The organism is Fontimonas thermophila (assembly GCF_900113085.1).
Classification (GTDB): Bacteria; Pseudomonadota; Gammaproteobacteria; order Nevskiales; family Nevskiaceae; genus Solimonas; species Solimonas thermophila.
Genome location: NZ_FOOC01000007.1, coordinates 23,265 through 47,221 on the forward strand (window position 1 = coordinate 23,265; position 23,957 = coordinate 47,221).

The 23,957-nt window shown below is 66.7% G+C and carries 23 protein-coding genes; 13 read left to right on the plus strand and 10 right to left on the minus strand.

Going from position 1 to position 23,957, the window contains the following annotated elements:
• Nucleotides 1–152 precede the first annotated feature (152 nt).
• Entirely contained in the window at nt 153–1,184 is a 1,032-nt protein-coding gene (locus BMZ48_RS08150) for an AraC family transcriptional regulator (protein WP_091533696.1), read from the plus strand.
• A gap of 43 nt (nt 1,185–1,227) precedes the next feature.
• On the opposite strand, the gene BMZ48_RS08155 is transcribed toward BMZ48_RS08150, so the two are convergent.
• The 3 genes from BMZ48_RS08155 to BMZ48_RS08165 form a co-directional block, all read right to left on the minus strand.
• The gene (locus BMZ48_RS08155; RefSeq protein WP_091533698.1) at nt 1,228–1,977 is read right to left on the minus strand and encodes an SDR family NAD(P)-dependent oxidoreductase; all 750 of its coding nucleotides are present in this window, start codon (nt 1,975–1,977) and stop codon (nt 1,228–1,230) included.
• 69 nt (nt 1,978–2,046) lie between these two features.
• Complete coding sequence (locus BMZ48_RS08160; RefSeq protein ID WP_091533701.1) at nt 2,047–2,757, minus strand: sterol desaturase family protein; 711 nt, start codon at nt 2,755–2,757, stop codon at nt 2,047–2,049.
• A complete protein-coding gene (locus tag BMZ48_RS08165; protein ID WP_091533703.1) occupies nt 2,754–3,500 on the minus strand; it encodes a FadR/GntR family transcriptional regulator in 747 nt (248 codons plus the stop codon). Before BMZ48_RS08165 ends, BMZ48_RS08160 begins: the two co-directional genes overlap by 4 nt.
• 144 nt (nt 3,501–3,644) lie before the next feature.
• Between BMZ48_RS08165 and BMZ48_RS08170 the strand changes: the two genes are divergently transcribed.
• Entirely contained in the window at nt 3,645–5,252 is a 1,608-nt protein-coding gene (locus BMZ48_RS08170; protein ID WP_091533706.1) for a hypothetical protein, read from the plus strand.
• A gap of 9 nt (nt 5,253–5,261) precedes the next feature.
• Here BMZ48_RS08170 and BMZ48_RS08175 read toward each other — a convergent pair whose 3' ends face one another.
• Together BMZ48_RS08175 and argH are read right to left on the minus strand one after the other, a co-directional pair.
• A complete protein-coding gene (locus BMZ48_RS08175) occupies nt 5,262–6,338 on the minus strand; it encodes an MBL fold metallo-hydrolase (protein ID WP_234981571.1) in 1,077 nt (358 codons plus the stop codon).
• Nucleotides 6,335–7,732: an argininosuccinate lyase gene (argH, locus tag BMZ48_RS08180; RefSeq protein WP_091533709.1), complete on the minus strand. Its 1,398-nt coding sequence runs from the start codon at nt 7,730–7,732 to the stop codon at nt 6,335–6,337. Before argH ends, BMZ48_RS08175 begins: the two co-directional genes overlap by 4 nt.
• A 133-nt stretch (nt 7,733–7,865) precedes the next feature.
• Between argH and BMZ48_RS08185 the strand changes: the two genes are divergently transcribed.
• The 6 genes from BMZ48_RS08185 (at nt 7,866) to BMZ48_RS08210 (ending at nt 13,860) form a co-directional block, all read left to right on the plus strand.
• Nucleotides 7,866–8,954, plus strand: a complete 1,089-nt coding sequence (locus tag BMZ48_RS08185; RefSeq protein WP_091533912.1) for a sensor histidine kinase — start codon at nt 7,866–7,868, stop codon at nt 8,952–8,954.
• A gap of 36 nt (nt 8,955–8,990) precedes the next feature.
• Nucleotides 8,991–9,734 (plus strand): LytR/AlgR family response regulator transcription factor, encoded by a 744-nt coding sequence (locus tag BMZ48_RS08190; RefSeq protein WP_091533713.1) that lies wholly within the window; start codon nt 8,991–8,993, stop codon nt 9,732–9,734.
• A gap of 93 nt (nt 9,735–9,827) precedes the next feature.
• The gene (hemC, locus tag BMZ48_RS08195) at nt 9,828–10,751 is read left to right on the plus strand and encodes a hydroxymethylbilane synthase (RefSeq protein ID WP_091533716.1); all 924 of its coding nucleotides are present in this window, start codon (nt 9,828–9,830) and stop codon (nt 10,749–10,751) included.
• Nucleotides 10,752–10,797: 46 nt separating this feature from the next.
• A complete protein-coding gene (locus BMZ48_RS08200) occupies nt 10,798–11,577 on the plus strand; it encodes a uroporphyrinogen-III synthase (RefSeq protein WP_091533719.1) in 780 nt (259 codons plus the stop codon).
• Entirely contained in the window at nt 11,567–12,673 is a 1,107-nt protein-coding gene (locus BMZ48_RS08205) for a uroporphyrinogen-III C-methyltransferase (protein ID WP_091533722.1), read from the plus strand. Before BMZ48_RS08200 ends, BMZ48_RS08205 begins: the two co-directional genes overlap by 11 nt.
• Nucleotides 12,673–13,860, plus strand: coding sequence for a heme biosynthesis HemY N-terminal domain-containing protein (locus BMZ48_RS08210; protein WP_091533725.1), 1,188 nt, complete (start codon nt 12,673–12,675; stop codon nt 13,858–13,860). Before BMZ48_RS08205 ends, BMZ48_RS08210 begins: the two co-directional genes overlap by 1 nt.
• A gap of 62 nt (nt 13,861–13,922) precedes the next feature.
• Here BMZ48_RS08210 and BMZ48_RS08215 read toward each other — a convergent pair whose 3' ends face one another.
• On the minus strand, nt 13,923–14,945 hold the full coding sequence (locus tag BMZ48_RS08215) for a 2Fe-2S iron-sulfur cluster-binding protein (RefSeq protein WP_091533727.1): 1,023 nt from the start codon (nt 14,943–14,945) through the stop codon (nt 13,923–13,925).
• On the opposite strand from BMZ48_RS08215, the gene BMZ48_RS08220 reads away from it, so the two are divergent.
• Together BMZ48_RS08220 and mscL are read left to right on the plus strand one after the other, a co-directional pair.
• Entirely contained in the window at nt 14,944–15,855 is a 912-nt protein-coding gene (locus BMZ48_RS08220; protein WP_091533730.1) for an SDR family oxidoreductase, read from the plus strand. The two genes, BMZ48_RS08215 and BMZ48_RS08220, sit on opposite strands and share 2 nt — an antisense overlap.
• A complete protein-coding gene (mscL, locus tag BMZ48_RS08225; protein WP_091533915.1) occupies nt 15,855–16,247 on the plus strand; it encodes a large-conductance mechanosensitive channel protein MscL in 393 nt (130 codons plus the stop codon). The genes BMZ48_RS08220 and mscL overlap by 1 nt, the downstream gene beginning before the upstream one ends.
• On the opposite strand, the gene BMZ48_RS08230 is transcribed toward mscL, so the two are convergent.
• A complete protein-coding gene (locus tag BMZ48_RS08230) occupies nt 16,234–17,760 on the minus strand; it encodes a DUF3336 domain-containing protein (protein ID WP_091533732.1) in 1,527 nt (508 codons plus the stop codon). The two genes, mscL and BMZ48_RS08230, sit on opposite strands and share 14 nt — an antisense overlap.
• Before the next feature lie 108 nt (nt 17,761–17,868).
• Between BMZ48_RS08230 and BMZ48_RS08235 the strand changes: the two genes are divergently transcribed.
• Entirely contained in the window at nt 17,869–18,360 is a 492-nt protein-coding gene (locus tag BMZ48_RS08235; RefSeq protein WP_091533734.1) for a DUF456 domain-containing protein, read from the plus strand.
• A 158-nt stretch (nt 18,361–18,518) separates the two neighbouring features.
• On the opposite strand, the gene BMZ48_RS08240 is transcribed toward BMZ48_RS08235, so the two are convergent.
• Entirely contained in the window at nt 18,519–19,415 is an 897-nt protein-coding gene (locus BMZ48_RS08240) for an FAD:protein FMN transferase (protein WP_091533737.1), read from the minus strand.
• A gap of 12 nt (nt 19,416–19,427) precedes the next feature.
• The gene (locus tag BMZ48_RS08245) at nt 19,428–21,266 is read right to left on the minus strand and encodes a LysM peptidoglycan-binding domain-containing protein (protein WP_091533739.1); all 1,839 of its coding nucleotides are present in this window, start codon (nt 21,264–21,266) and stop codon (nt 19,428–19,430) included.
• A gap of 234 nt (nt 21,267–21,500) precedes the next feature.
• On the opposite strand from BMZ48_RS08245, the gene pip reads away from it, so the two are divergent.
• A complete protein-coding gene (gene pip / locus BMZ48_RS08250) occupies nt 21,501–22,445 on the plus strand; it encodes a prolyl aminopeptidase (protein ID WP_091533916.1) in 945 nt (314 codons plus the stop codon).
• On the opposite strand, the gene BMZ48_RS08255 is transcribed toward pip, so the two are convergent.
• Nucleotides 22,442–22,912, minus strand: a complete 471-nt coding sequence (locus BMZ48_RS08255; RefSeq protein ID WP_091533741.1) for an Lrp/AsnC family transcriptional regulator — start codon at nt 22,910–22,912, stop codon at nt 22,442–22,444. The two genes, pip and BMZ48_RS08255, sit on opposite strands and share 4 nt — an antisense overlap.
• Nucleotides 22,913–23,048: 136 nt before the next feature.
• On the opposite strand from BMZ48_RS08255, the gene phhA reads away from it, so the two are divergent.
• On the plus strand, nt 23,049–23,906 hold the full coding sequence (gene phhA / locus BMZ48_RS08260) for a phenylalanine 4-monooxygenase (protein WP_091533917.1): 858 nt from the start codon (nt 23,049–23,051) through the stop codon (nt 23,904–23,906).
• Nucleotides 23,907–23,957 lie beyond the last annotated feature (51 nt).

The window sequence follows — 23,957 nt, forward strand, 5'->3', positions numbered from 1 at the left end:
TTTTCCGGCAACGGCCGTTTGCAGAGGCGAAAACGGCTCTCGTAAGACAGCCCAAATGGGCAAAGTTTATGCAGCCGGTGGTATGGGCGGCGATGTCCGAAACTGACGCCTTCGATGCGAGAATCGGACACTGCCGCATCCGGTGAGCTGCGATGGAGAAAGACAGCGTTTCCATCAGTTTCGTGCACGAAGCCCTGGCGGGCGTGCGCCGCCGCGGCCTCGACCCCGCCCCGTTGCTGCGCCGCGCCGGTATCCCCGAGGGTTTGCTTGCGGTCGAACAGGCACGCGTGTCGGCCGAGTCTTTCAGTGCGCTATGGCTCGCCGTGGCCTCCGTGCTCGACGACGAATTCTTCGGGCTAGATTCGCGGCGGATGAAGGTCGGCAGTTTCGCAACCCTGTGCTATTTCATGCTGGGCGCGCGCAATCTGCGCGGCGCACTGGTCCGCGCCTGCCATTTCTTCGACATCGTCCTCGACGACACCGCGGTGGCGCTTGAGGTGCACGATGGCCAGGCACATCTGGTACTGGCGCCGAGCGCGCGCGCGCTCGGGGCCGGGGTGCCGCTACACCCTTTTGCCCACGAGACGCTGCTGGTTCTGCTGCACGGACTGATGTGCTGGCTCGTCGGCCGGCGCATTCCGATCACCGAAGCCCGCTTTGCCTATCCAAGACCGGCGCGCTGGCGCGAATACACGGTCATGTATTCGCAGATCCTGCGTTTTGATGCGCCGCAGACCTGCCTGGTCTTCGATGCCGACGTGCTCGTTGCGCCGATCAACCAGGACGAACGCAGCGCCAAGGCGTTCTTGCGCGGCGCGCCGTACAACATCGTGCTCAAATACAAAGACGCGCATAGCTGGTCGGCGCGTGTGCGCCACGCGCTGCGCGATACGCATCCCGCGCAGTGGCCCGATTTTCCTACGCTCGCACAGCGGCTCGGCGTCGGGCCGTCGGCGTTGCGCCGCGGGTTGGCGCGCGAGGGTTCGAGTTTCCGTGCGATCAAGGATGCGCTGCGCCGTGACATGGCGATCGAGCATCTGAGTCATTCCGATCTGCCTTTGCCCGAGATTGCGCAGGCGGTCGGTTTTCTCGAACCCAGCGCTTTCCACCGCGCGTTCAAGCAGTGGACCGGTGTGCGCCCCGGCGAATACCGCCGGCAAATGGCCGGGCAGGATCCGCGCTAGCCCGTCGTGATCCCGCGTCCGGGGTGTGTGGACGGCGGCTGGCTCATCCGCCGCGGTGGACCGCCAGCGGCGCAAAGGCCTGATCCACCGGCATCACCGACAAGGTGTTGACGTTGACATGCGGCGGCCGTGTCACCACCCAGTGCACGATGTCGGCGATGTCTTCGGCGGACAGGGGTGTGGTGTTCTCATAGACCTTCGCGGCTTGCGCCGCATCGCCGTGGAAACGGACGACGGAGAACTCGGTACCGCCGGAAAGCCCGGGCTCGATGTCGGTGACGCGCACCCGGGTGCCGAGCAGGTCGGCGCGCAGATTGAGCGAAAACTGGCGCACGAAAGCCTTGGTGGCGCCATAGACGTTGCCACCGGGGTAGGGCCATTCCCCGGCGATCGAGCCGATGTTGACGATGTGTCCGCGCTGGCGCGCGACCATGCCGGGCAGTAGCGCGCGCGTCATGTACATCAAGCCCTTGATGTTGGTATCGACCATCTGCTCCCAGTCCTCCAGCCGTGCCTTGTGTGCCGGGTCGAGGCCGAGTGCAAGCCCGGCGTTGTTGACCAGCACGTCGATGTCGGCGAACGCGGCCGGCAGGCCGGCGAGTACGGTGTCGATGGCCGTTTTGTCGCGCACGTCCAGACTCACCGGCAGCGCAAGCGGGCCGAGCTCGGCGGCGAGCCGGCGCAGCCGTTCACCGCGACGCCCGGCGATGATCACGCGTGCACCAGTAGCGATGAAACGGCGGGCGATCGCAGCACCAAAACCGGCGCTGGCGCCGGTGACGAAGACGATCATGGACAGATCAGGGCAGATGACGGAAATGCGATGCGCGGATTGTAAGCGCTGTTCTCGAGGCGTGCGGTTTCAGCGTCCACCCACGGCATGCGTCGTGCCGGAGCGCCGTACGTCTTCGACTTTCGGTGCGGTGCCGAACAGCCGGTCGCCGAGTCCCATCGACACGCCCCACCAGTAGTTTTCGTTGCGGAAATGGTGATAGCGATGTTCGCGCACGCGGCGCTGGTAGTACGCAAGATTGGGGCACCACGGGATGTGCGCGAGGAAGTGCACCCATTCGTAGTGCAGGCCGAGCAGCAGATAAACCGTGACACCGGTCAGCGCCCAGGCTTTCCACGGCCATAGCGTCCAGAGCAGCAGGCCAATCACCGGCAGCACCAGCAGGTGGACGTGGCGCGGGATGAACACCCATTTCAGATTCCACGGGTCGGCATGGTGGCGCCGGTGGGTGATCGGTAGGTAGAAGTCGATGGTGCGGCCGAACAGCCGACGCGGCCGGTAATGCAGCATGAACACGTGAATCAGCCACTCGTTGACCGGGAAGAAAGCCAGAATCGCGAGCGCGATCAGCGCATCGACCCAGCCGAGATCGCCGAGCGCAAGGCGCCATGCACCGAACAGCAGCGTAAAGCCGGCGATCAACAGGCTGCTCGGATGCATCCAGAACACCCGCAGCGCATGGCGGGCGTCGCGCGGCAGCGTGTCCGGCGGGCGCATCGGGTTGCGCTGCGCGGTTTCGGCAGCGGCCATCATGCGGCGGTCGTCGGCAGTGTCGGTCATCGCCGGTCTCCTTCGTTTTCGAGCGTGGTCAGGACGCGTTCCAGCGCGCGCCGGCCGATGTCCACGTGCCGGCGTCCGGCAGCGCGCGCCGTCTCGGCATCGCCATCGCGCACCGCGCGCGCAATCAACCGCAGATTCTTGAGGTCGCGAAACTCGGGTTCGAGTACTGCGGCGAGCGTTTCCCAGACCAATGTGTAAGTCCGGATCATCGAGTTGAAGGCGAGACGGAAAGCGATGTTGCCGCTGCTCTCGACGAGCTTTTTCCAGAACGCGAGGGCGAGATGCTGCAGCGCGCCGCGGTCGTCGGCCTGGGCGTGCATCTGCGCGAGGATGGCGTCGAGCGCATCGGCCAGGGGTGCGCCGCCGTGGGTTGCCGCGGCTGCGGCAATTTCCGGTGCCAGCGCGGAGCGCATCGCCATGATCGAGCGCACGACGGCGCCGTCGATCTGACCGTTGGCGCGTACCAGCAGGCTCGGCAGCAGCTCAAGCCCCCCTGCATCGCGATAGTCGCACACCACGCTGTGGCCGCCCTGGCGAACGGCGACGAGCCCGGCCTGCTGCAGCCGCTTGAGGGCCTCGCGCACGGCGCCGCGGTTGACGCCGAGCGCATTAGACAGCGTGCGCTCCGCCGGTAGTGGTGTGCCTGCCGGCAGCTCGCCGTGCAGGATCTTGTGTTCGATCTGGCGGTACACCGCCTCGGACAAGGCCTGTTTGCGGACGGCAGAAAACGCGGTTGCGGTCATATGGACAGCTTATCATACCAGTTGAGCGGAGGTCATCCGCCACCGTTGATGCCCCAAGGTTGGCGCCCAAACACGTAGGGGCTCTACCGGATGCGCGCGGCGTGTCGATCTGCAATGCTTGCGGCGGGGAAATGCGCAGAAGCCATGCCTCTGCACATGCGTTTTGGGTTGGGTTTTTTCGCCGTCGTCCTGCTCGCTGGCTGTGGCGCCAGTTCGGTGCCGCAACCATCCGGTGCGCCGGCGCCATTGCCGCGCAGCGCGGCCAAATGGGAGAACGGCCGGCTCGCCGTCGATGTGCCGGTGCCGGTGGTGACCATCAGCTTTCCGCAGGATGCGGTCGAGGCGCTGCGCGCCGCGCTGCAACCGTTCACCGTCAATCACGCCAGCGGGGATCTCAATCAGACGTTTCCGCCGGATGTCGATGAAGTACTCGAAACCGGGGATCCGGTGGTACTGCTTCCGGCATTCGGTGAAACCATCACGCTGCCGGTGTTGCCGACGGCGCACTATCAGGTGACCGCCGCATCCCCGGCGCTCACCCAGGCGTTCGCACGGGCGCTCGATGCCGCCCGGATCGACGAGCAGACCTTCGATGCCAACACGATCGAGGATTTCCTTGCTAACGCGCTGCCGGCGCATGGCATCGCGCTCAATCCGAATGCGCCCGGCATCGTCCTCCTGCACCTCGAGGCGCTGGGCGTCGGCACACATGGCTGGAAGATCCAGGGGCAGACTGGCTTTCTGGCGCCGGTGCGCCTGTTTGGTGAACGTCACCCCGTGCTGGTCATCGACCCGTCCGCGGTGCCGGACAGCTATACCGGCGGCAGCGCATACGACTCGCCGCTGGCCGCCGATGCCACTGCGGAGATTGTACAGTTCGTGCGCGATGCGACCGAATACCGCGTGCTCCAGGGCAGCATATATCCGATCGCACAGGCGCCGTGCCATGCGGTCACCGGCATCCTGGGCATCCGTCACAACACCAGTCTCGGCGAGGCGATCCTGCGCCAGGTCGAGGATGCCTTCGATGCCGCGCGCGTGAAAGCCGGCTGGGATCATCTGACCGGGAGCGACGTCTTTTTCGACGTGAAGATTCTGAGCCTGCCCGAGGACGATCCGGTCCTCGATGCGCTCGCCCGCGGCGAATTCCCGGCATTCGAAGTGCTGCGCGCCTATCTGAGCCTGATGTTCGAGCAGTACCACGTCGAGCATCCGGGCTGCGAGGCGTATTTGTCGGTGGTTTTTGCCGGCGACGTCGCCACCGTCCCGGGCGGCGGAGTGATCGGTATCGGCACGTATGACGACTCGCCGGGTCAACGCATCAGCATGAGCTGGGTGCACGAGGTGTTCCGCTTCACCTTCGATCCCGAGAGTCCGCTGTGCATCGCCAGCTGCGATGGCAAGGATTATCTGAACTGGTGGGAATACCTGTTCAGCCACGAAACCGGGCATATCCTCGGTCAGCGGCACCCGCATGACATCACGCGCGCCGACCCGGGTCCCGAGGAGTCGCTGCTCGGCGCGTCGAACAATTCGTTTTCGAGTATCTGGAGCAGCATGAGCTATGAGCAGGATGGCCGCATGATCGATTTCGGCGCGATCGATCAGGCCAACTGGCGGCGTAACCGTGCCGGCTTTGCGCTCGCGCTGGCGGCGCAGAACGGGCGCGAGAACACGCCCGAATGGGCGCTGGCGATGGATGCGGCCTCGCGGCTCGATTGGCAGGGCGTGTGGGCAGCGCTGTCCCGCTGAAAGCGCGGTTCAGCCCGGCGGCGTGCGGCGGTACCAGCGCACGCCGTTTGTATCGATGGTGGCCTCGATACGGCCGCGCCGCAGCAGCCAGTTGAGGTGAGCGAGGCATTCGCCGGTGGCCATCAGGTAGTGTTCGCCGCGCAGGGGCTTGCGGAACAAAAGGCCGAGCAGATCGACCGCGCGTTGCGGGCTGTCGAGGGCGGCGTAGAGGCGGTCCAGGCTGCGCGTGTGACCTTCGCGCAGACTGGCGAGGCGCGCGTGCAGGCCGCGGAAGGGTTCGTTGTGCGCCGGCAACACGAGCGCGGAATCGGGAATCGCGGCGCTCAACCGGTCCAGGGAATCCAGCCAGTCGCCGAGCGGATCGGCGTCGGGTTCGGTGGGGAAGACCGAGACGTTGGAGCTGATGCGCGGCAGCACCTGATCGCCCGAGATCAGCACATCCAGTCCGGCGCAGTACAGGCAGGCGTGCTCGGGCGAGTGGCCGCGACCGACGACGACGGTCCATTCGTGCGCGCCGATGCGCAGGCGCTCGCCGTCGCTCAAGCGGCGGAAGCTGTCCGGCAGGCGATAAATGCCGCGGCCGAAGCTGCCAAAGCGTTCGCGGTAACGGGCGAGCTGTTCGTCGTTCCAGCCCGCGGCGCGGTAGAAGCGCACGCCGTCTTCCGGGGCCGGCCGTCCAGTGTCGGCGACCAGTGTGCGGCAGGTCAGATACTCCAGGCGTGTGATCCACAGCCGGCAGCCGGTGCGCTCGGCGAGCCAGCCGGCCATGCCGATGTGGTCCGGATGCATGTGTGTGCAGATCAGGCGCCTCACTGGTTTTCCACCGAGGGCGCCGCCGAGCAGGGTTTCCCAGGCAGCGGCCGTGGCTTCGGTGTTGAGGCCGGAATCGACGAGGGTCCAGCCTTCATCGTCGGCGAGTGCCCACAGGTTGATGTGGTCGAGCGCGAGAGGCAGCGGCATGCGCAGCCACAGCACGCCTGGCGCGACTTCGACGGCGGTTCCCGGTGATGGCGGCGTGCCGCAGGGATACTGCAGGCCGCCGGCCGTTGGTGCGTGTGCGGATTCGGCGTCGATCACGTGGGTCACGTGCGCTTGCGTGCGCGCGCGATCGCTGCGCGCACTTGGGCAGGAGCAGTCGCGCCGTAGTGATTGCGTGCGGCGAGCGAGCCTTCGAGGGTGATGTAGGTATAGACGTCGGCCTCGATCAGCGGTGAGAAGCGTTTGAGTTCATCGAGCGTGAGCGCGGCGAGATCACAGTTCTTCTGTGCCGCGTAGGCCACCGCACTGCCGACTGCATGGTGCGCGTCGCGGAACGGCAGGCCTTTCTTGACGAGGTAGTCGGCCAGATCGGTCGCCGTCGAGAAACCGCGGGCGGCGGCGGCGCGGCAGTTGTCGCGGTTGACGACGATGTGCGGAATCATCTCGGCATAGACCTCGAGGCAGATCGTCACCGTATCGACGGTGTCGAACAGCGGGGGTTTGTCCTCCTGGTTGTCGCGGTTGTAGGCGAGTGGCTGGCCTTTCATCAGCACCAGCAGGGCGGTGAGATTACCGATCACGCGGCCGGCCTTGCCGCGCACCAGTTCCGGAACATCCGGATTTTTCTTCTGCGGCATGATCGAGCTGCCGGTGCAGAAGCGGTCCGGCAGATCGACGAAACCGAACAGCGGCGTCGCCCACAGAATCAGCTCCTCGCTCCAGCGCGACAGGTGTACGAGGATCAGGCTCGCCGCTGCGCAGAACTCGATTGCGTAGTCTCGATCCGAGACGGCATCGAGCGAGTTTTCGGTAACCCCGTCGAAGCCGAGCTGCTCGGCGACGAAGTGGCGGTCGATCGGATAGACCGTGCCGGCCAGCGCCGCGGCGCCCAGCGGCAGGACGTTCATGCGCTTGCGGCAGTCGAGCAGACGGGACTTGTCACGCAGGATTTGCTCGCGCCACGCCAGCATGTGATGGCCGAACGTCACCGGCTGTGCGATCTGCAAGTGGGTGAAGCCGGGCATGACGGTATCGGCTTCGCGCTCGGCGAGATCGAGCAGGGCTTCAGCCACGCGGTCGATCAGCGGAATCAGTGCATCGATGACGTCGCGCACGTACAAACGCATGTCGGTCGCGACCTGATCGTTGCGGCTGCGGCCGGTATGCAGACGCTTGCCGGCGTCACCGATGCGGGCGGTGAGCTCGGCCTCGATATTCATATGCACGTCTTCCAGCTCGCGTTTCCATTGGAAGCGGCCGGCCTCGATGTCGGCGAGGATGCCCTCGAGTCCTTCGACGATCGCCCGGGCGTCCGCGTCCGACAGCACGCCGATCTTGGCGAGCATGCGCGCATGGGCCTGCGAGCCGCGGATGTCCTGGCGGTACAGCCGGGCGTCGAAACTGACCGATTCGGAGAACCGCTCGACGAGCGCCGAAGTCGATTCGGCGAAACGGCCGCCCCAGAGTTTCTGGGGATGACCGGAGGTGGGAGTCTTGGACATGGCGGCGCAGCGCGCACTGACGTGGATAGGCGGCCATTATAGGCGCCGGACGGCGGTCTTCAGGCGACGATCCGGCTTGATCCGCCTGCGCGTGCTTGCCAAGCTTCGGAAGAGCCCGTCCGCCGTCCGCTTCGTGCAACGCATCCGCCCGTCCACGCTTCCGGCGCTGAATCTGATTCCTGATTTCTGCACTGGGCGCAGCGTGCTGTCGCTGGCCTACATGATGGAGCTGGTCGCCATCGTGCTGACACTGGCGGGGGATGTCCGTGGCGGCAATGCCCTCGAGCGGCTGCTGCTGCTGTCGTTGTACCTGCAGTGGATCGGCCTGTGCTGCGCCGCGGCGCTGTGTGCGGCGCGGCGCGGGTTGCGCTATGCGCGCCCGGGCGTGGTCTTCTTCGTCTGCTGGGGCATGCTGGTGCTGATCGTCATGATCATCGCCGACCTCGCCCATCGCACCAGCGGGCTGCTCAACTGGCAATTCATGTTGCCGGCACAGACGCGGATCGAATTCGTGCTGCGCCACACCGCGATCGCGGCCATCGTCGCCGGTCTGTTGCTGCGCTATTTTTGGGTCCGCAACCAGTGGAGCCTGCAGGTGCAGGCAGAAGGCGAGGCACGGTACCAGGCCCTCAACGCGCGCATCCGCCCGCACTTTCTGTTCAACGCGCTCAACAGCCTTGCCGCGCTGATCCAGGTGCGGCCCAACGAGGCCGAAATGATGGTCGAGGATTTGTCCGACCTGTTTCGCGCCAGTCTGGACAAACGCGGTCAACTGGCCCCGCTGGTCGAGGAGATCGGCCTGTGTCACGCCTATCTGCGCATCGAAAAGCTGCGCCTGGGTGACAAGCTCAAGGTCGAGTGGGACGTGCCCGAGGAGCTGCTGAGCTGGCCGGTGCCCAAGCTCGTCGTGCAGCCGCTGATCGAGAATGCCGTCCATCACGGCGTGTCGCGCCTGGCCGGCGGCGGGGTGATCCGCATCGCGGCACGCGAAATCTTCGGCCGGCTGGTCATCGAAGTCACCAATCCGATGGCCGGCGGCGATGACGGTACGCCAAGCAAGGGCAACCGCATCGCCATCGACAATATTGCCCAGCGCCTGAACCTGATTTACGGTGAGAGCGGGCGCTTGGAAATGGGGCGCGATCTGCGTCTGGAAGGCGGCGTGTTCCGGGCGCGGCTGGTGTTGCCCAAAGAAGCGCGAGGCGAAGAACCGGCGGAATGAAGCCGGTTCCAGCCAACCTAGCGAGGGGAAAAGACAATGCGCGTGGTGATCGTCGATGATGAACCGCTGGCCCGCGAACGGTTGAAGCGTCTGCTGCAGGAGTTTCCTGGTTACGAAGTCGTCGGCGAGGCCGGCGATGGCGAGAGCGCACTCGACGTGATCGATGACGAAGAACCGGATCTGGTGCTGCTCGACATCCGCATGGGGGGTATCGACGGCCTGCAGGTGGCGCGCCAGCTCGCGGAAATGGACGTGCCGCCGGCGGTGATCTTCACGACGGCGTATTCCGAGCATGCGCTGTCGGCCTTCGATGCCAGTGCCCAGGGCTACCTGCTCAAGCCGATCCGGCTCGACAAGCTGCGCGAGGCCCTGCAGCGCGTGCGCAAGCCTACGCGCGCGCACAAGCCACAGGTCAAGGGCGCCGAGGACGGCGGCAAGCCCAAGCGCGAGTTCGTGCTGGCGACGACGCGCGACGGGCTCGTGCGCGTGCCGGTCGAGGACATTCTGTATTTCCTCGCCGACCAGAAGTACACCACCGTCTGCCATCTGCACGGCGAAGTCCTGATCGAAGAATCGCTCAAGACCCTCGAGCAGGATTTTGCGCCGCTGTTTTTGCGTGTCCATCGCAAGGCGCTGGTCAACACGCGCTACATCGCCGGGCTCGAGCGCGACCGCCACGGCGAGCAGCACCACTGGCTCAAGATCAAGCACGCTGCCAATCCGCTGCCGGTGTCGCGGCGCCGGCTCGCCGAGGTGCGGCGGTTTCTCACCGAGACCTGAGGCCCACACGGCGATTCGCGTGCACGGCATCGCGCCGATACCATTGCGCGATTCCCTCGTTGCCGCCGGCGCTTTTCCCTTTCTGCAAACCGCATGCTCCTGAGAATCGCCACCCGCGAATCCCCGCTTGCGCTGTGGCAAGCGCGTCACGTCCAGCATGCGCTGCAGCGCGCCCATCCCGGGCTCGAGGTGCAGCTGGTGCCGATGACCACGCAGGGCGACCGCATGCTCGCAACCTCGCTATCCGCCCTCGGCGGCAAGGGATTGTTCGTCAAGGAGCTGGAACAGGCGCTGCTCGAACATCGTGCCGACATCGCGGTGCATTCGATGAAAGACGTTCCGGTACACCAGCCGCAGGGCCTGTGTCTGGCCGCTTATCTGCCGGGAGAGGATCCGCGCGATGCTTTTGTCTCGAATGCGTATGCGACGCTCGATGCGCTGCCGCCGGGCGCATCCGTCGGCACCGCGAGCCTGCGCCGGCAGGCACAGCTGCGCGCGCTGCGGCCCGATCTGCGCGTCGGCGATCTGCGCGGCAATGTCGGCACGCGGCTGCGCAAGCTCGACGAAGGGCATTACGACGCGATCCTGCTCGCCTGCGCGGGGCTGATCCGGCTCGGGCTGGAGGCACGCATCCGCGAACCGCTCGGGCCACCGCGATTTCTGCCGGCGATCGGCCAGGGGATCATCGGTATCGAATGTCGCGAGGATGATGCCGCAACGCGTGGTTTGCTCGCGCCGCTGCACGATGCGCGGATGGCGACCCGCCTGGCAGCCGAGCGGGCGTTCAACGCCCGCTTGGGCGGTGCCTGCCAGGTACCGGTCGCCGGGCATGCCGTCGTCCACGGCGACCGAGTGCAGCTCTCCGGCCTGGTCGGTGCGCCGGATGGCTCGCAACTCGTGCGCGCCGACGTCGAAGGTCCGGCCGACCAGGCCGCCGCTTTGGGCACGCGGCTCGCCGAACAATTGCTGGATCGCGGCGCGCGCGCGATTCTCGCTGCGCTGGGCATGGCCGTGTGATGACCCGTTCGCGCGAATATCGGCCGCAGGAGGCGCTAGGCAGCCCATGACATCGGCCAGCTTGCAAGGCTTGCGCGTGCTGGTGACGCGGCCGGCCGATCGCGCCGAGACGCTGTGCCGGCTGCTCGCGAGCCATGGCGCCGAGGTCGTGCATCTGCCGATGCAGGCGATCGAGCCGGTGCGCCAGAGTGCGGCGGCAGCGCGCGCCCTGCAGCAGGGACGCGACGCACTGGCCTGGATTTTCACCAGCGTCAATGCCGTGCGGTACGCACGCCGGCTCGACGCCGGGGTCTGGCCTACGTGCATCGCCGTCGGCCCGGCCACTGCGGCGGCGCTCGCACAGGCCGGTATCACCGACGTGCGTCTGCCGGCCGACCGTCATGACAGCGAGGGTGTACTCGCCCTGCCCGAGCTCGCCGAAGTGCAAGGGCGCAGCGTTCTGATCATCACCGGCGAAGGTGGGCGCGAAGCGATCCAGGGCGGACTCGTTGCGCGCGGAGCGCAGGTCGTGCGCGTCGAGGTGTACCGGCGCGTGTTCTTGCCGCACGCCCCTGAGACCCTGGCACGGGCTCTGGCGGGTATCGATGCGGCGATCGTGACCAATGGCGAGGCCTTGCAGCAGCTGATCGAACGTGCGCCCGCGGATCTGCGCAATCCGTTGCGCGCGGTGCAACTGGTTGTGCCGAGTCAGCGTGTGGTAGAACAGGCGCTCGAACTGGGTTTCACGCGCATCCCGCTGGTTCCCGAACAGATCACTGACACCGGATATCTCCATCGTCTCGAGCGCTGGTGGGCGACGATGCGCAGGATGACCAATGACCGATGAACGAATGAGCGACGACGACACCGACGCCAAGGCGGATGCAGCGGCCGCAGCGGTGACGGATGCATCCCCCGTGGACACGGAGGCGCCGCTGCGCCGTCGCCGGCGCGTGTGGGTGTTGCTGGCCGCGCTGCTCGGCGTAGTGGCCCTGGCTGCGCTTGTCTACGCGGCCGTGCAGCGCGGCAGGGATTTGCTCGCCGAGCGCGATGCGCGCATCGCGGCGCTCGCCGAAGGGCTCAACGCCGCCGAGGCGCAAATCGACCGTCTGCAGACACGCTTGTCGGATCAGGCCGTCGGCATTCAGCGCACCGCGGCCGAGATGGCGCGTTTCGCCGAGCGGCTCGCGGCCCAGGACCAGGCCATCGGCCTGTTGCGCGATGAACTCGGTGGCGGACGCGCGCGCGTGCAGCTGGCCGTCGTCGAGCAACTGCTGATGCTCGCGAACGATCGCCTGCAAGTCGGCCGCGAGGTTGCCGCGGCGCTCGCCGCGCTGGAGGCTGCCGATGCGCGTCTGGCTGCGCTCAAGGATCCGCGCCTGTATCCCGTGCGCGAGGCGATCGCGCGCGAGCGATCGGCCCTGCAGGCCGTCGATCTGCCCGACGAAGTCGGCATCGCGCTGACGCTATCCGGGTTGATCGAGCGCGCGCCGCGCCTGCCGCTCGCCACCGAAGCGCCCGTGCGTTTCGAGCCGCAGCCGTCTGCAGCGACGTCGCTGCCCGAGACCGCCAGCGCCGCGACCCGCGCCTGGGCCGCGGTGCAGCGCGCGCTGTCCAGCCTGTTCTCCGTGCGTCGTGCGCAGGGGCTGCCACCGCGGCTGGTCTCCGAGGAGCAGGCCGCGTTGATCCGCCAGATCCTGCAGACCCAGCTCGAAGGCGCGCGGCTGGCGCTGCTGCGCCGCCACACCGCGGTTTTCCGCGAACTCTGCGGTTCTGCCGCCCGCTCGCTCGAGGCGTATTTCCATGCGGGTGATCCGGCGGTTGCATCCGCGCGCGCCGAGTTGCTGCGATTACAAGGCATCCAGCTGGAGCCGCCCTTGCCCGATATCAGCCGCAGCCTCGTGCTGCTGCGCAGCCAGCTCGAAGCAGAAGCGACGCACTGATGATCCGCACCTTGCTGCTCGCCATTCTCGCGCTCGCCGCCGGTGCCGCGGCCGCGTATTACCTGCACGATGAGACCGGCTACGTGTTGATCAGCGTGCATGGCTGGATCGTCGAAACCTCGGTGCTCGGTTTCGTTCTCGGCCTGACACTTGTGATCGGCACCCTGTGGGTGCTGCTGCGTTTGTTCGTCGGCGGTCTGCGCCTGCCCCAACGCATGCGGGACGTGCTTGCGCGCCGGCGCCGCGAGCGGGCGCAGGCTTCGTTCGAGGCCGGATTGCTGCACTTGCTGGAAGGTGACTGGAAGCGCGCCGAGATCGAGCTGGTGCGTCGCGCGGCCGACCATCACGCTGCGCACCTCAACTACCTGGCTGCGGCACGCGCGGCACAGCGACTCGGCGCCGGCGACCGGCGCGATCACTATCTGGGCCTTGCCGCGCGTCTGGCACCGGAGATCGAGCGTGCGACGTTGCTGACGCAGGCCGAGCTGCAACTGGAGCGGCGTGAGTTCGCCGCCGCACGTGAAACCGCGCTGCGCCTGCGCGCGCTCGATCCGCGCCAGCCTTATGCGGTCGAGCTGCTCGCCGAGGCCTTGTATGAGCTGGCGGAGTGGGAATCGCTGCGCCGTTTGCTGCTGGAGGACATTGCCCGTCAGGCGCTGACCGAGGTGCGCTGGCGTCAGATGTTCGAGCGCGCACTCATCGAACGACTGCGCGTAGCCGAAGCCGATGCCCGTCTCGATCAACTCAAGGCGCTATGGGACGCCACGCCACGCGAGTGCCGAACATGGCCGGCGCTGCGGCTGCAATACGCGCGCAGCCTCGCGCGGCTCAACGCGCAGGCCGAGGCGATGGCGCTGGCCGCCGACACCCTGGCCCGCGAGTGGGATGCCGGACTCGCCACGCTCTACGGCGAGCTCGAGGCCGCAGACGCCTTGACGCAGCTCGCCACGATCGAGGAATGGCTGACCCGTTACGGCGAACGTCCGGAGCTGCTGGTCGGCGCCGGTCGCGCCTGCCTGCGCAACCGGCTGTGGGGCAAGGCGCGCAGCTATCTGGAAGCCGTCGTGCGCGTCGCGCCCTCGCCCGCGGCCTATCTGGAGCTGGCGCGTGTCTGCGAGCAGACGCAGAATCCCGAAGAGGCGCACCAGTTCTACAGGCGGGGATTGGAGATCGCTGCCCAGGGCTGACGCAATGCACCGCCCGGTCGGATCGGCGGATCCGATCGGTCTGGATCCGGGCGGACGCACGTTCAGCCGAGCGTCGGCCAGGTCTCGAAGGCGTAGTCGAAGCTGTCGTAAAACAAATGGTCGGCATCCAGCCCGGCGGCGAGCAAAGCGCTCTTGCCGGCACGGACCATCGCTGGCGGGCCGGATAAATAGGCCTCAAAACCGTGCAGATCGGGATGCCGGCGCAGCACGGCCTCGTGCACGAGGCCCTTTTCGCCGGGCCAGGGTGCATCCGCCTCCGACAGCACCGGCGTGTAATCAAAATGCGCATGCGCAGCGGCCCAGTGCAGCAGGCGCTCGTGCAGATAGAGGTCGCGTTGCGTGCGCGCGCCCCAGAACAGATGCAGCGGACGGGTGAAACCGCTGCGGCCGAGCACGTCCTCGAGCATCGCGTGGATCGGTGCGATGCCGGTGCCGCCGGCCACCATCAGAATCGGACGCGCCGAATCCTCGCGCAGATAGAACGCACCGAGCGGGCCCTCGAAGCGCAGGATCGCGCGCTGTGGCATCTCGTGCGCGGCCCAGTGGGCGAAGCGGCCACCGGGCGTCACCCGCACGTGCAGCTCCAGCAGTTCGCCGCCCGGGGCGTTGGCGATCGAGAAACTGCGGCGACGGCCGTCGTCGAGCAAGATGTCCAGATACTGTCCGGGCAGCCAGCGGAAGTCGGCACCGCGCGGCAGCTTGAGCGAAAGTCCGAGCACGTCGTGCGCAAGCCAGCGACGGTGCTGCACGCGGCAGGGTAGCTGGCGCGGGCGCAACGCATCGAGCATCGGCGGCTGGTGCAGGGCGATGATCAGATCCGTTTTCGGGCGCGCCAGGCACATCAGGATGTAGCCGGCCTGGATTTCCGCGTCCGACAGCGCCGGCGGCGGGAATGGATATTCGACTTCGCCTTGGGTCAGGCGCACGCGGCATGATGCACAGCCGCCGGACTGGCAGCCGAACGGCAAGGCGAGATGGTGGCGCAGACCAGCCTGTAACACGGTTTCACCGGGCTGTACCGTGAAGTGCTGCGGACGGTCGGCCAGGTACACTTGGTGGCTCATGGACATGCTCATGGACGAAACCGGTGGCATTAAGCCGGCGCTCGTGGCTGGCTGCGGCGACATCGGCCTGCGCGTGGTGCGGGCGCTGCGCAGGTCGGGCGGCGAGGTTACGGCAATCGTGCGCGACCCGCAAAAAGCCGGTGTGTTGCAGGCACTGGGTGCCGGCGTGCGCATCGAGGATCTGGATGACCCGCAGGATGCCGGCGACTGGCCGTGGCTGTTCTGGTTCGCGCCGCCGCCGACGAATGGTGGTCGCGACACCCGCCTGCGTGGCTGGCTGGCAGCACAGCGCGGCCGCATCGGCCGCATCGTGTACATCTCCACTTCCGGCGTCTATGGCGACTGCGGCGGACGCTGGATCGACGAGGACGAACCCCTCAAGCCGCGGACCGCGCGCGCGCAGCGGCGCGTCGATGCGGAGCGCGCGCTGCGCGACTGGAGTGCCGCGAGCGGCGGCGAAATCGTCATTCTGCGCGTGCCGGGGATTTATGGACCGGGACGCTTGCTGGTCGAACGCCTGCGTCAGGGGCTGCCGGTCCTGCGCGACGAGGAGTCTTCGTACAGCAACCGGGTGCATGCCGACGATCTCGCCGCCGCTGCGATCCTGGCGGCGCAGCGCGGGCGCAGCGGTGCGGTCTATCACATCGCCGACGGCCAGCCGACGACGATGGCGGATTATTTCCGCCGCTGTGCGCGCCGGCTTGGTCTGCCGGAACCGCAGGCGGTGGGGCGTGCAGAAGCACAGCGGTGCTTCACGCCGGCGATGTGGTCGTTCATGGAGGAGTCCAAGCGGCTGTCCATCGAGCGCGCGCGCCGTGAGCTCGGCTTTGTCCCGCGCTACCCAGACTTGGACGCAGGCCTGTCCGCCTGTTTTGAGCCAGCAGATCCGACTGATACGGAGGCAGCATGATGCGCATGATCGAAGAATTCAAACAATTCGCGATGCGTGGCAACGTCGTCGATCTGGCCATCGGTGTGGTCATCGGCACCGCGTTCGGTAAGATCGTGTCATCCCTGGTTGCCGACATCCTCATGCCCGTCGTCGGGCTGTTCACCGGAGGAATCGATTTTTCCGACCAGGTATTGATCTTGCGCGCGGCCAGCGGCGGACAGCCGGCCGTGGTGCTCGGCTACGGCCGGTTCGTGCAGGCCGTGCTCGATTTCGTCATCGTCGTGTTCGCACTGTTTCTCGTCGTCAAGCTGGTCAACCGCCTCAGGCGCGAAGAGCAGGCCAAGCCCGCGGCGCCGAGCGCGCAGGAGCGGCTGTTGGCCGAGATTCGTGACCTGCTCAAGAAGGGATGAGGCCAGCGGGTCTGCGCTGAATGTGGCTGCGTGCCGCATCTGCCCGGCGCTGTGCGCGCATCAGCTGCTGTTCCTCGGCCTTGAGCAGACGCAGGCAATCCTCGAAGGTGCGCGAGATGCGGGTCTGGTTGCGGATGCGCTCGATCTTCGGCCAGGTGGCACGCTCGCCGGAGCGGACATAACGCTGGATATCCTGCGGCTGCGGATTGCTGAAGATGCGCAGCAGGCGCTTGGGTGTATGGCGCGGATAGATGTTGATATCGCCCGAGTAGCGCTGGCGCACGATGTTGTCGATCCGGCCGAGGACGCGGCCACCGCCGTATGGATCGAGATGCTTGCGCGCCAGGCGCAGTGCGCCGCTGCCGCCCTGTTTGACCAGCTCGGCGGCGAGCGGTGCCAGACCGCGGCGCTGGCCCTGCTCGCGGTCGATCTGGGCCATGAACGGCACGACGTGGGGATTGGTCTGGCTGACGATGTAATGGTTGACGTTGTGCAGACGCGCGAGCCGCAGCATCGGCAGATCCGCGGACAGCGTGCCGTCGATCCAGCGTTTGCCGGGCATGTATGGCACGATCTCGCCGGCGTAATTGCGTGCTTGCAGCATCACTGGCGGGAATACACCGGGGACCGCGCAGGAGGCGAGCACGGCGCGGCGCAGCAGCACGTGCGGTGCCGTCAGGTAATTGAGCAGGCGGCCCTGTTGATGCGGTTCGGCTGGTGATACGGTGATGCAGACGATGCGCTTGGTGCGGTCGAAGGCTTCGACGAAGCTGTAGCCGCCGATGTTGTCGTCCAGGCAGCGTTCGAGCTGCGCGCCGTCCATCATCGCGCCGTCGCGCAGCGCCTCGCGCAACCCCAGCGCGCGGAAGGCATCGAGGTTGAGCCCATCCGGCGCGAACAAGGTGTCGATCTCGTGGTCCAGCCGTACGCCCACGCAGGCGGCGATGATCGAACCCGCCGAAGATCCGGACAGTACGCGGGGTAGCAGGTTTTCCGCGTGCAGGGCCTTGATCACGCCCAGATGGAACAGCCCCAGGGTCCCGCCGCCGGAGAGCATCAGTGCCGAACGGCCGAAGGCCGTCGCCGTGCGCTTGAAGAACTGGATCTTGTCCTCGAGCCCGAAATCGGGGAAGTTGCCGGCGCATAGAAAGTCGAGGCAGCGGGCGACCTCGGCGATGTAATCTTCGATCAGCTTTTTGGTTCCGACCCGCGCGACGGCGTAAAGGGCCGGGTTCGACATGTTGCCGAGGTTGCCGTGCAGCCCCTCGTAGAGCTCGAAGGCGAGCTGGCGCGCGTCCCCGGCACAGCGCAGGCGGCGCAGGCTGAGCAGACGTTCCTTGATCAGCAGGTAGTCGTAATCGTCGCTGGTATCGTCGGCCTTCCAGGCATCGGCGCCCTCGAGGCGGTCGAGTTCGAGCGCGATCTCGCGCCAGGACCGATAATCGGTGGCATGGTCGAGATCCTTCAGGCGCTGTGCGCGCAACCGGCTGAAGAAGCGGGGCGGATTTTTCATGCGACAGGGAGTGTGAACACCATGCAGAAATTACGCATCATAGCCGGGCCCGGCGCTGGCGACAGAGGTCAGCGGCAACAGTGCGCCGACCGGTGGAAGGGGTGATGCATGGATCCGCTCGCCGTGACTCTGCTGTGGCTCGCCGTCGTCGGCCTGGTCATCGTCGGCCTGGCCGGGACGGTCGTGCCGGCATTGCCGGGATTGCCCGTGGTATTTGCCGGCCTGTGGCTCGGCGCCTGGATCGATGACTATGCGCGGGTCGGCGTGCCGACGCTCGTTTTGCTCGCCGTGCTTGTCGTCCTTGGCATGGCAGTCGATTTTCTTGCCTCGGTGCTGGGCGCCCAACGGGTTGGTGCCAGCCGCCAGGCGATCGCCGGTGCGGTGCTCGGCAGCATCGCCGGGATGTTCTTCGGGCTGCCGGGCATCGTGCTCGGGCCATTCGTCGGTGCAGTGGCTGGCGAGTTGTGGGCGCGCAGCGGCGCCACACGCGCTGCCCATGTCGGACTTGCCACCTGGCTCGGACTGCTGCTCGGCGCGGTGGCCAAGCTGGCCCTCGCGCTGGTGATGCTGGGCATCTTCACCTTCGCGTATCTTTTCTAAGAATTTTCCGGGAGATGGATTCGGGTCCGCTGGGGACTGCCTGGCGGCTGGATCGTTCAGGTGTCGGGGCGGCTTTCAGGCGGGCTTTGCATGTCGGGATGGGCGACGGTACGTATCGGGGCCATGCGTATCTCTCCCCGGACGGGTGCGCCATCGCGCTACGGTGCCAGCGGGCCACTCAGGCGGCCGTCTGCGTGCACGCACAGATGCGGCAGGCCCAGGGCCTTGAGCCAGCGCGCGCCGGCGTCCGCGCCGAGCAGCATGGCGGTCGTCGTCGCAGTACCGGCGACCAGTGTCTGCGGCGCGATCACCGAAACGGCAGTGAAGGTGTGCTCTACCGGCCAGCCGCTGCGCGGATCGAGGATGTGCCCATAGCGCCGACCGTTGACGACGATGCAGCGTTCGTAATCGCCACTGGTGGCAACCGCACCACCGATCAGTTCGACACGCACAAGCGCCGTATGCGGGCGGTACGGGTCGCGTAGCCCGATTCGCCACGGAGTGCCATCCTGCTGCGGGCCGAGCACGCGGATGTCACCGCCGAGTTCGATGTAGCCATGGTCGATGCCGAGCGCGCGCGCACGCGCCGCCGCGCTGTCCGCGGCGTATTCCTTGACCCAGCCGCCGAAATCGAGCTCCATGCCGGCCTGCGGCAGACGCAAATGTGGGCGCTGCCAGCACACGCGGTGCCAGCCGACCAGCGGCAGCAGGCGTGCGATCTCGGCCTGGGTCGGCAGCCGCTGCGTGCGGAAATCCCAGGCGCGGCGCAGCACGCCCGAAGTAGGGTCGAACAGACCTCCGCTCTCGCGCCAGGCCACCTCGGCGTAATCGAGCAGTGCCGCGGTTTCGTCGTCCACGTCGATGCCCGTTTTGCCGGCTGTGGCGTTGATGCGCTGCGTGAGGCTGTCGGCGCGATAACGTGAGTACTTCGCTTCCAGGCGCAGCACTTCGGCATGCACGGCTTGTGCAGCGGCGCGTAGCTGGGCGTCGTCGTCGCCGTCGAGGGCCAGCGAGCAGGGGCTGCCCATCGCGCGGAAAGCGTGGTGCAGCCGCATGGTCTGGGCTTTTCAGTCGCGCACCGGGATGCGCAGGGTCTGGCCGACCTTGATCAGGCTGGACTCACCCAGGCCATTGGCGCGGCGCAACTCGGCGATGCTGACGTCGTAGTGACGGGCGATCGAGGCCAGCGTCTGGCCGGCACTGACGCGGTGGTTGCGCCAGCCGGAGGAAGGCGCAGGAGAGCCGGCACGGTCGGGGATTTTCAGTACCTGGCCGATGCGGATCATCGACGAGTCGAGCTGGTTGATTCGCTTTAAGTCGGCTTCGCTGACGCGATAACGGCGCGCGATCGCACCGAGCGTATCGCCGCGGCCGACAGTATGCGTGGTGCCGTCGGCTGCGCGTGCGGCGGTGAGCTGTTCGCGCGTCAGCATCGGTTTGGACTCGCCGACGGCGACGCTGATCGGCCCTGGCCGGGGCTCTTCGCGGGGCGGGATCTTCAGCACCTGGCCGACGCGGATCGTTGACGAGCGCAGGCCATTGGCGGCACGGATCCGGTCGATGCCGATACGGTAGCGTCTGGCGATGCCGCCGAGGGTTTCGCCCTTGCCGACCTTGTGCAGCAGGTAGTAGACGCGCTGGCTGTCGAAACGCTCGTGGGTGCCAAGGCGCGCATAGCCGACTTCGAAGCTGCGCGCCGAGCCGGCGGGAACGCGGATCAGGTGGCCGGGTGGCACGTAGAGCTTGCCGTCGATCACTTCCGGCCGGTAGGCCGGGTTCAGGCGGCGGAATTCTTCATCGCTCGCACCGCACAGCCGGCGCAGGGTTTCGTAGGGCACGTAGTGCTTGGTTTCGACCACCTCGAATTCGATGGCGCGTGTCCTTTCGGTGGCATCGCGTCGGGCGCGCCAGGCGCGTTCGACGTCGAGTGCGGCGAGGAATTCGGCGTAGTAATTCTTGCCGGCGAAGCCGAAGCGCGGCGAGTCGTAGCGTTCGATCAGATCGACGAGGGTCTTGCCGCCCGTGGCCGCGAGTCCGCGCGCGATGCCATTGCGACCGTGGTTGTAGGCGGTGATCGCCAGCGGCCAGTCGCCGAGCAGGGCGTAGTCGTCGCGCAGATGGCGGGCGGCCGCGTCGGTGGAGGTCCACGGGTCGCGGCGGTCGTCGACGATCTCGTTGAGCCGCATGTATATGCGCGCCGACGATGGAATGAACTGCCAGACGCCGGCCGCGCCGGAGCGGGAGTAGGCGTTAAGGTTGAAGCTCGATTCGACGATCGGCAGACGCGTCAGCGCGGTGGGCAGGCCGTAATCCGCGAAGACTTTCTCCATGTGCGGCAGGTAGGCATCCGAGACGCGCAGCGCGTTCTCGGTGCGCTCCTTGAGGCCGCGCTGGATGCGGATCGTGCCTTGCAGGGTCTTGAACGGATCGCGGTCGCGCACGTCGGCAAACAGCTCGTAGATACGGCGCTCCTCGGCCGTCATCGTCTGCGGTGCATGGTGCTTGGCGTGGATGGAGCGGATCAGGGCCTCGGCCGCCTCACGCGCTTGCTGTTCGACCTGCCGGCGGTGGTTTTCGAGCGCCGCCTCGGACATCTGCATCGACGCGCCGCGGAAATCGAGGACGCGCAGCACCTTGTGCGGGTAAGCCTTGGAGTGCACGACGCTCTGCAGCTCGGAATACTCGCCGAACACGCGCGTCCAAAACGCGATGTTCGGGTGCAGGATCTCGTAACGCGGGAACAGCTGGTCCAGTTTTGCGTCCGCCGGCGGCATCGGTGGCACGGACGCTGGCAATGCCTCGATTTGCGGGGCGGGAATGGTCAACAGTTCGGGAGCGGTATCCGGAGCCGCGTCATCTGGCGCGGCGCCGGCGAGGCCGCCGACGGCCATGCCGGTGACGAGCATCAGAGCTTGGATCGGCGTTCGGATCGAAATGGACGGTGGTCGGTGGGAGACACGACGGGGCATGACTGCGATACATCCATGACGGCGCGGCCGTCGGCACGACGAGGATGCGCGGATGTTACGGGCTCGCACGCGGCAGCGGCAACGCTTGCCGGCGGTGGACACGATTCGTCGCCCCCGCGCGATGCCGCTAAGCTAGCGGCTCGTGCCTTGATAGACGAAACCGAGATCGACATGGTGCAGCCGTATCCCGCCATCGAGCCTTACCGCACGCTGCGGCTGAAGGTGTCCGACCTGCATGAGCTCTATGTCGAGGAGTGCGGCAACCCTGCGGGCCAGCCGGTGGTCTTCATCCACGGTGGGCCGGGCGGTGGTGCCGAACCCTGGCACCGGCAGTTCTTCAACCCGCAGAAATATCGCATCGTGCTGTTCGATCAGCGCGGCTGCGGACGATCGACGCCCTATGCCGAGCTGCGCGAGAACACCACCTGGGATCTCGTCGCGGACATCGAGCGGATCCGCGAGGCCCTGGGCATCGATCGCTGGGTCGTGTTCGGCGGCTCCTGGGGCTCGACGCTGGGGCTGGCCTATGCCGAAACCCACCCCCAGCGCTGCAAGGCGCTGGTGCTGCGCGGCATCTTCTTGCTGCGCGAGGCGGAGATCCGCTGGTTTTACCAGGAGGGCGCGAGCTGGATCTTCCCCGATGCCTGGGAAGATTTTCTGCGCCCGATCCCGCAAGCCGAGCGTGGCGATCTGGTCAAGGCTTATTACAGACGCCTGACCAGCCCCGATCCGGCCGAGCGCATCGCCGCCGCGCGGGCCTGGAGTGTCTGGGAGGGAACGACGAGCAAGCTGTTCCCGAGTGCGGACATGGCGGCGCGCTTTGGCGAAGACCGCTTTGCCGAGGCCTTCGCGCGCATCGAGTGCCATTATTTCATCCACAAAGGTTTCTTCGACCGCGACGACTACCTGCTGGCCCACGTGCATCGCATCCGGCAGATCCCGGCCGTGATCATCCAGGGGCGCTATGACGTGGTCTGCCCGATGAAATCGGCCTGGGATCTGCACCGCGCCTGGCCGGAGGCGGATTTCATCGTCGTGCCGGACGCCGGCCACGCCGCGAGCGAGCCCGGCATCCTCAGCCGTCTGATCGAGGCGACCGACCGCTTCGCGGATTAGTCCGGCAGCGGCAGACCTTCGTCGCGCTTGATCGCCTCGAGCACGAGGCTCGAGCGCACGTCCTTGACTCCAGGCAGGCCGATCAGCACGTTCATCGAAAACTCGGCAAAGGCCTTGAGGTCGGCCACCTGCACGTGCAGCAGGAAATCGAGGTCGCCGGTCATCACATAGCAGGCGCGCACCTCGGATCGGGCGCGGATCGCGTTTTCGAAGGCCAGCGTCACATCGCGCGACTGGCGCTCGATGGCGACGCGGACGAAGGCCTCGACCTCGCGCCCGAGCGCGCGTGCATCGAGTACGGCGGCGTAGCCGGCGATGACACCGGCCTCCTCGAGCTTTTTCACGCGGCGCTGGCAGGCGGTCGCCGACAGCGCGACACGCTCGGCGAGCTCGACGATCGGCAGCCGGCCGTCGCGCTGCAGCTCGCGGAGGATGCGCAAGTCGGTGCGGTCCAGCTCAATGCGCATGAAATCATCATTAAAATGACAATAAGCGCAGAATATCACCAATAAAACGCGGTTTCATGCGTGAGTTTGCAGCAATTCTCCGCACCGATAGCGCTAAAGTAAGCGCAGGATGCAGGCAATCGGAGCGGAGGAGATCATGTTCGGCGCCAACACCACCAGCCCGCTGCGCGGCGATTACTCGCGCGCCCGTGCCGATTTCACCGTCGAGCAGTCCTGGCATGTCTATACGGAGGCGGATCACGCCCTGTGGCGGCGCTTGTATGCGCGACAGTCGCAGCTCGTTACGCGCTACGCCTGCCGTGAGTTCGCTGATGGTCTTGCGCACACCGATTGTGCGGATGCGATTCCTGATCTGGCGCAGGTGAGTGCGCGACTCGAGCGTGCGAGTGGCTGGCGCCTGGTCGCCGTACCGGGCTTCATTCCGGACGACCAATTCTTCCGCCATCTTGCGGCGCGGCGTTTCCCGGTCACCGTCTGGCTGCGCAAGCCCGAGGAGTTCGACTACCTCGTCGAGCCCGACATCTTCCATGACTTCTTCGGTCATGTCCCGATGCTGTTTGACCGGCGCTTCGGCGATTTCATGCAGCGCTACGGCGAACAAGGGCTCAAGGCGATGGCATCCGGCGCGCTGGCGATGGCCGCGCGGCTGTACTGGTACACGGTGGAATTCGGATTGATCGAGGCCGAGGATGGCCTGCGCGCCTATGGCGCCGGCATTCTGTCGTCCGGCGGCGAGACCCCCTACGCGGTGGAAAGCCAAAAGCCCTTGCGCGTGCGTTTTGCGATGCCGCGGTGCATGCGCACGCGCTACATGATCGATGCCTTCCAGCAGACGTATTTCGTGATCCGCTCGTTCGACGAGTTGACGCAGGCGCTCACAGACGATCTGGCGCCGCTCATCGAGCAGTTGCGCGGCGAGCCCGAGCTCGCGCCCGACCGCCTGTATCCGGGCGACGAGCCGGTTGCGCCGCGCAGCCCCCGGTTGGCCGCCTGAAACGCTTATACCCGCCGATCATGGGTTCGCATAAAGTCCCTGGAGCGTCCG